Raw genomic sequence first — 1,117 nt, 5'->3', positions numbered from 1 at the left:
TGTACTGCCCCGGCAGGTTGATGACACGGGGATCGATTTGACGCAATAAGAGGACCTCCGGGTGTTGTGTGGTGCTTGTCGAGAGCGAACACAAACCAGGAGGTCTTCGTGTCCCACCGTAACGCGTTTTTGGCTCATTCGGGTCGTCTGCAGCTGGCCCGGTGCATTGTGGTTGATGGGTGGCCGTTGCGCCGAGCTGCCGAGAGATTTAATGTCTCTGTACCGACGGCCGCGCGTTGGTCCCGTCGTTACCGGGAGTTGGGTGAGGACGGGCTGGAGGACCGCCGGAGCCGGCCGCTGACGTGCCCGCACCGGACCCGGATGCGCACCGAGCGGCGTGTGCTGGGGCTCCGGGTGAACAGGCGCTGGGGTCCGGCCCGGATCGCTTATCACCTGCACCTCAACATCTCCACGGTCCACCGCATCCTCACCCGCTACCTTTGCCCGCCGCTGCGGTTCACCGACCCGGCAACCGGGATCCGGGTCCGCGGCCGGGACCGTACCCGTCGATACGAATATGCCTGGCCCGGCGAAATGATCCACGTGGACATCAAGAAGCTCGGGCGGATCCCGGATGGGGGCGGGCACCGGATCCATGGACGGGTGCAGGGTAAAGCGAACTCCCGGGCGCAGAACCTCGGTGAAGGCCGGGCCAAGTACCGAGGCCAGGTCCGGGGCTACACGTTCCTGCACCACGCAGTCGATGACCATTCCCGGTTCGTCTACTCCGAAATCCTGCCCGACGAAACCCAGACGACCGCGTCGGCGTTCATGCGCAACGCCATCGCCGCGTTCGCCGCTCAAGGCGTCAAAATCGAGAAGGTGCTCACAGACAACGGCTCCTGCTACCGCTCCCGTGCCTTCGCCGCAGTCTTGGCCGAGGCCGGGATCAGGCACAAACGCACCAAGCCTTACCGGCCCCAGACCAACGGCAAAGTCGAGCGCTTCAACCGCATCCTCCAAGAGGAATGGGCCTACGCCAGGGCCTATGGCTCAGAAGCAGAACGCCAGGCCTGTTACCAGGACTTCGTCGAGTACTACAATCGCCGCAGGCCCCACACCGCACTCAAAGGCGCCTCACCCGCCAGCCGTGTCACCAACCAACCGGGTTAGTACA

The 1,117-nt window shown here is 64.3% G+C and carries 1 protein-coding gene; it reads left to right on the top strand.

Features of this window, described 5'->3' with window-relative positions:
- Positions 1-108: 108 nt before the first annotated feature.
- Positions 109-1,113: an IS481 family transposase gene (locus tag QRN53_RS21195; RefSeq protein ID WP_285245782.1), complete on the top strand. Its 1,005-nt coding sequence runs from the start codon at positions 109-111 to the stop codon at positions 1,111-1,113.
- Positions 1,114-1,117 lie beyond the last annotated feature (4 nt).

It is taken from the genome of Pseudarthrobacter sp. fls2-241-R2A-127 (assembly GCF_030209355.1).
Taxonomy (GTDB): domain Bacteria; phylum Actinomycetota; class Actinomycetes; order Actinomycetales; family Micrococcaceae; genus Arthrobacter.
The sequence above is the reverse complement of the archived record's forward strand: the minus strand, read 5'-3'. Positions and strand labels throughout refer to the sequence as shown.